The 6,219-nt window shown below is 59.6% G+C and carries 4 protein-coding genes and 1 pseudogene; all 5 read left to right on the top strand.

The genetic code is table 11. From position 1 onward, the window contains the following. Positions 1-371: 371 nt before the first annotated feature. Positions 372-1,898: pseudogene (locus tag QMO14_RS32485) on the top strand (type IV secretory system conjugative DNA transfer family protein); the annotation flags it as partial. An 11-nt stretch (positions 1,899-1,909) separates the two neighbouring features. Next, a complete protein-coding gene (gene traF, locus QMO14_RS32480) occupies positions 1,910-2,434 on the top strand; it encodes a conjugative transfer signal peptidase TraF (RefSeq protein WP_301512212.1) in 525 nt (174 codons plus the stop codon). Positions 2,435-2,458: 24 nt separating this feature from the next. Continuing rightward, positions 2,459-4,684: a DNA topoisomerase 3 gene (locus QMO14_RS32475; RefSeq protein WP_301512210.1), complete on the top strand. Its 2,226-nt coding sequence runs from the start codon at positions 2,459-2,461 to the stop codon at positions 4,682-4,684. A 49-nt stretch (positions 4,685-4,733) separates the two neighbouring features. Beyond that, entirely contained in the window at positions 4,734-4,949 is a 216-nt protein-coding gene (locus QMO14_RS32470) for a hypothetical protein (protein ID WP_301512208.1), read from the top strand. Further along, entirely contained in the window at positions 4,942-5,913 is a 972-nt protein-coding gene (locus tag QMO14_RS32465; RefSeq protein ID WP_301512207.1) for a Fic family protein, read from the top strand. Before QMO14_RS32470 ends, QMO14_RS32465 begins: the two co-directional genes overlap by 8 nt. Positions 5,914-6,219: the final 306 nt, after the last annotated feature.

Genomic DNA, 6,219 nt, shown 5'->3' with positions numbered 1-6,219 from the left:
CCCGGCCCGTTCGCAATACACTGGCGCTGCATCCGCTTCGGCGTGTTGTGGGCACGGCGTGCGGAATGAAGCTGCCAGGCCAACGGCCGCCGCCGTGCCCGCCTACGACTCGGGCATGCCCCGAGTTCTACCGCACTCGCAGCCCACCCTCCCAGAGGACCGTGGCCGTCACGACGCGCCGCCGCGCAGCAGGCCGCCCTGCAGGGCGGCCTGCTGCGCGACCCATCCCACACGAACGATCACTGCAAAACCGCCGCCTCGCCGCCGGTCACGGAAACGGCACCTCACCGCCGATGAACAAAAGCGCCTTCTCACCGCCGAATAAGCGCGCTTCCTGACCGCCGTTCACAGGCCTTCTCGGGAGCGACGATGGCGTCTATGTGGGAGGCTGGCTCGACAGTTCTGGCGCGCTGCACTACCTGCGTCACTCCGGTCCTGAGCACATCTTGACCTACGCGCCGACGCGGTCCGGCAAGGGCTTGGGACTCGTCATTCCCACATTGCTCACATGGAAGCACAGTGCATTTATCACCGACTTGAAAGGCGAGCTTTGGGCAATGACGGCGGGCTGGCGAAAGAACCATGCAGGGAGCAAGGTCCTTCGGTTCGAGCCTGCTGCGTCGAACGGAGGCATTCGCTGGAATCCTCTTAACGAGATCCGGATTGATTCAGAAGCTGAAGTTGGCGACGCTCAAAACCTAGCGACCCTGCTGGTGGACCCTGACGGCAAGGGGGACTTGGATCATTGGCACCTGACGGCTCAAGCGCTGTTGGTAGGGGTCATTCTTCACGCTCTCTACAAGGCCCGCGATGGAGGGCCAGCAGCTACCCTGGCCGCAGTTGATGCATTGCTGGCGGACCCGAGCCGGGACGTGCGGGAGCTGTGGATGGAAATGACCACGCACAGTCATCGGGATGGCATGCCGCATCCTGCTATCGCTGCAGCAGGAAGAGACATGTTGGACCGACCCGACGAGGAAGCCGGCTCCGTGCTGTCCACCACGAAGTCCTGCCTTTCACTCTATCGCGACCCCGTTGTAGCGATGAACACCAGCGACTCGCAGTTCAAGATTAAAGACCTGATGAACGCCGACGTGCCTGTCAGCCTCTACATCGTCACGCAGCCCAACGACAAGGACCGCCTACGGCCGCTGGTACGCGTGATGGTCAACATGATCATCCGCCTCCTGGCTGACCGCATGGAATTCGAGACCGCTACCGGCGGCACCAACAAGCCGTCTTGGTGGAGGAAGCTGCTCGGGCTGAAGGGCACTTCCAAACGCGATTACGTGCGGCAGAAAAAGGGCTACAAGCACCGGCTGCTCGGCATGATCGACGAGTTCCCATCGCTCGGGAAGCTCGGCATTTTGCAAGAGTCCCTTGCTTATGTTGCGGGCTACGGAATCAAGATGTACCTCATCTGCCAGGACATCAACCAAGTCAAAAGCGAGAAGACTGGGTACGGGCACGACGAGACGATTTCCTCCAACTGCCACATTCAAAACGCATATCCCCCGAACCGCATCGAGACCGCCAAGCACTTGTCCGAACTGACAGGCGTGACCACCATCGTGAAAGAACAGGTCACGACCAGCGGGAAGCGCGCCGGTATGTGGCTTGGTCAGGTCTCGCGTACGACGCAGGAGGTACAGCGACCGTTGCTCACCCCAGACGAAAGCATGCGGATGAAGGGCCCGTTGAAGAACGGGGACGGCGAGATCACTGAGGCCGGAGACATGGTCGTCTATGTGGCGGGCCGGCCGGCGATCTACGGCCGCCAGCTCCTCTACTTTCAGGACGAAACATTTTTGGCCAGGGCTGCAGTACCGGCTCCAAAGCAAAGCGATGTGATGCGCTCGCGGCCGAGTGCCATAGAGCCGACCACCGTTTCGATTTGAAGAGGGGTGGCATGAATTGGCTCGGTCGAATAGCGGGTTGCACGTTGGTCACGCTCGCCGCCAGCGCCTGGCTCATTGAGCGCGAGGGAATCTACCTCAACACCACGGTCAGCATTCCACTCGGCTTTTATCGTTCCGTGGCGAGTCCAGTCGCGCGCGATGCGTTCGTAGTGATTTGCCCGCCTGCAGCTGGTGCCTTTCTTGTTGCGAAGGCCCGCGGCTACGTCCGTGTCGGCCGCTGTCGCAGCGGTCTTCTTCCCCTGATGAAGCGTGTCGTCGCAACACGTGGTGACCGTGTATCCGTCGTGGCGGCAGGGGTTTCGGTGAATGGCCTGACCGTAGCCGAGAGTGCGCCGATGAAGGCCGATGGCCAGGGCCGGCAGATGCAGGCGTACAGCATGAATCGCGTCCTCAACGCGGAAGAGATTTTTTTGATGGGAGACCACTCGCCAATCTCATTCGACTCCCGTTACTTCGGTCCGTTGCTCGCGACGGATGTGCAAGCGGTGGTGGTTCCCTTGGCCACGTGGAAGTAGTGAAACAAACAAACTGAGAGAACAATGCGTCTGTACATTGCGGAGAAACCGAGCGTGGCTCAAGCCATAGCCAATGAGCTCGGCTCGCGCGGCAAGCGCGAAGGACATTTCGACTGCGGCGACTCGCTCGTGACATGGTGCCGAGGGCACATGCTGGAGCTATTGAAGCCGGATGCCTATCTGGGTAGCGACGTGCCCACCCAGTCCAATGGGAACAAGTTGTGGCGTGCGGAGGACTTGCCGATCATCCCCGGCGAGTGGCTGTCGATGCCGCAGGAAGACTCAAAACAGCAACTTGCAGTAATTGGGCGCTTGCTGAAAACAGCAACAGAGGTCGTGCATGCTGGCGACCCCGATCGCGAGGGCCAATTGATCGTGGATGCCGTTTTGAAGTGGTTCAAGTCGACACTTCCGGTTTTACGCTACTGGGTCAGCGCCATCGATGCAGTGTCGGTTCAACGCGGCCTGGCTTCGTTGAAGGACAACCACGCGTACCGAGGATGGGGGCATGCTGCCGAGCAGCGCTCTCGAGCAGATTGGCTCATCGGGATGAACTTGAGTCGCGCCTACACCCTGCGTGCGCGGCGTGGCGGATCTCAAGTGCTATTGACGATCGGACGGGTGCAAACACCGACGCTCGCGCTGGTGGTGCAGCGGGACAGAACAATCGCTTCGTTTAAGCCGGTGAACTTCCACGCCTTGAAGGCAAGTTTTTCGCATGTAAACGGTTCGTTTACCGCAAGGTGGAATCCGGCGGAGGACCAGGTCGGCATAGATCCCGAGGGTCGCCTTGTCGACACTGCAGTCGCTGAGGCCATGGCGAAAAAGGTATCGGGCCAAACGGGCTCAATTCGTTCGCACGAACAGGAGTTGAAAGAGGAAAGGCATCCACGGGCGTTCTCGCTTTCCAGCCTCACGCTGCTGGCCTCGAACACCTACGGATACAAGGCAACAGACGTCCTCAGCATCTGTCAGGCACTTTATGAGACGCACAAGCTCACGAGCTACCCGCGCACCGACTGCCCGTTCCTTCCCGAGTCTCAACACGCAGACGCGCCGCGTGTGCTCGCTGCGTTGAAGAAGGTGAACCAGCATCTTGCGAAGCATGTCGATCTTGCGGATGCGACGATCAAGTCTGCAACTTGGAACGACAAGAAGATCACTGCACACCACGGCATCATTCCCACTATGCATGAGGGCTCGCTTGCCTCATTGAGTGCCGAGGATCGCAATGTCTATGGCCTCATCGTCCGCTCCTATCTTGCACAGTTTTTTCCTCTGCACGAATTCTTGCGTACAAAGATCGAGGTAGTCGTTGCCGGCGAGTCCTTCTCGGCTTCAGGGAAGGTGGTCGTGAAAGCGGGTTGGAAGGCCTTGTACGGAGGGGAGGCTTCCGAGCAATCGACTGATGACGACCCTGCCGAAGACCAGGCGCAGAACCTCCCGGCGATCCGCAATGAGGACGAAGTGAGTTGCATCGCATGCGAGAGGATCGACAGGAAGACAAAGGCGCCCCCTCACTACACCGATGCCACGCTGGGAAACGCGATGGCCCAAATCCATCTGCACGTGCAAGACCCAGCGCACCGAAAGATGCTGCGAGAGAGCGACGGTATGGGGACGGAGGCCACCAGGGCCGCGATCGTCGCTGACCTAGGGCGTCGCGGCTACGTCGAGACGAAGGGCAAATTTCTCGTTCATACAAAGCTCGGCGGTGGGTTGATCGACGCCGTGCCCGAAATCATTCGGAGCCCGCTTCTCACCGCTCTCTACGAACGGATGTTGAAAGAAATTGAAGGCGGGCACGGCGATGTCGGTGGCTTCCAAGCTCGGCAGGAAAAGCTGATTCGTGAGGAAGTCGCTCGGGCGAACGATGGTGCTTTGCGCATTGCCGGCGGTGGCACTTCGCCGTGCCCAAAGTGCTCGAAAGACATGCGCCGAATCAAAGGAGAGAACGGTTTCTTCTGGTCTTGCATCGATCGCGAGGCCTGCAAGCACACGATGGACGACAAAGCCGGCAAACCGGTGGCAAGGCAGGCTGCCGTAATTTCCGACGTTCACAAATGCACCGCTTGCGGCAAAGGGTTAGTCCGCCGCAAGGGCGTCAAGAAGGCCTGGCAGAAGACCGCGCGCGACTGGTGGGGCTGCAGCGGGTTTCCCGCTTGCAAGCTGATCTACGGCGATTCCGGTGGAAAGCCCGACCTTGCGCAAAGCCGCACCCCCTCAGCACAAGACGGTGCCGCGATTTAGCAGCTAAATCCCGAATCGAGCAGCAACTTTTCTATCCATGGAGCACGCAATGAAAAATCCGGACCCAATTTCAAACCCCACAGTCAATGCAGCGTGGGCCCACGAGCAGGCCCTCGCTAGCGCACGTATTGAGGGCTTCGAGCCCTCTGCCGAGTTCATGAAGGACGCTGCAGAGCTGGAGGCTGGCCACATTTCGGAAGCGGAGTTTTTGGCACGCGTGGAGCGCCGTGCAGCTGCGAAGAACGCGGGAGAAGCTCATGGCTGACGACCTGGCACGCTGGAAGGCGTACCACTATCCCGGTAGCGACGTGCTGGTGAACAAGCCAGGAATTCGCGACGCGTCGGTCCTCAAATCATTTGAAGCGGAAAGTGCCTACCTTCGGACAGTTCAACTTGCTCAACAACCGATTTCGGGGCGCTTCGACCTCGCACACCTTCAACGCATCCACCAGCACCTGTTTCAAGACACCTACGAGTGGGCCGGGCGACTACGCGATGTTTCCCTAGCTAAGGCGCATTCGAACTTCACCGAACCGGACCATATCGGGCGTGAGGGGGAGCGCATTCAAAAAGGCATAGAGGCCGCGGGCTACTTTCAGGGAAGCGAAAAAGCAAAGTTCGTCGTGCAGCTTGCACGGCTCCATACGGACTTGAATCGGCTGCATCCGTTTCGAGAGGGCAACGGTCGAGCAACGCGAGAATTCCTTGGCCAGTTGGCGTTACAGGCTGGCTTTGTACTTGATCAACGCCGTATCCAAGGCGACAGATCCGCCTGGAACTCGGCCTCCGCGAGCGCGTTGGCAGGCGACACTGCCGCGATCGAGCGCGTCTTTGCTGAAGCCGTTCGCCCGGCTGCGGCGGTGGCCTTCGAGCGGCTTTCGCGTGAGGATGCACTGATGAAGCATCCCAGCCTCGCGTCTGCATTTGCTCAGCTCGATGTGAGAACCGCGGCGATCGAGAAACGGTACGTCGCCAACGCGAAAGCGAAGGAGCATTTTTCGGCGCATGCCAGGGCCGAGATTCTCCGATTGATCGACGGTGGAAAGCTGCCGCTGTTGGACCAGGTCGTTCCCGTCGCGAAGGCCGGGTTGCGCGAAGTTGGTCAGTCTTTCGCGGCTCGACATTTTGCTGATGCGGCGCAGAAGGCTCAGTTTCTCGCCCAAGTCGAAAAGCGTTACGGTTCGCGTCTCGATCCAGCTGCCGAACGCACGCACAAAATACGGCTCTAGTTTTGCGCTTCAAAGAAAAAGGGCCTTCAACAGCGAAGGCCCTTTTCTTACGCTCTCGCCATTCGGCGAGGTCTTGTAATTTGCTCCTCTCCTGCAGGACCCTCCGCGACGTTGCTCTTCTTGCGGCTGTGGTCGAGCTCAAGTGCCTTTGCTTCGATCGCGGCGAGGACGACTGGCCGAACTTGGCGCGCGACTCCCTCTGTTCCGAGCGAGCTCCGTGTTGCGACGTCGTTCCAGTCGGTGAACTTCTTCATGTGTGACAGCGCCGCGGGCAAGCTCTACGACTTGCGCATGCGGCGCATGATC

The sequence above is a fragment of the Variovorax sp. CAN15 genome, from assembly GCF_030462475.1.
GTDB lineage: Bacteria > Pseudomonadota > Gammaproteobacteria > Burkholderiales > Burkholderiaceae_C > Variovorax.
This window is presented reverse-complemented; position numbering and strand designations above follow the sequence as displayed.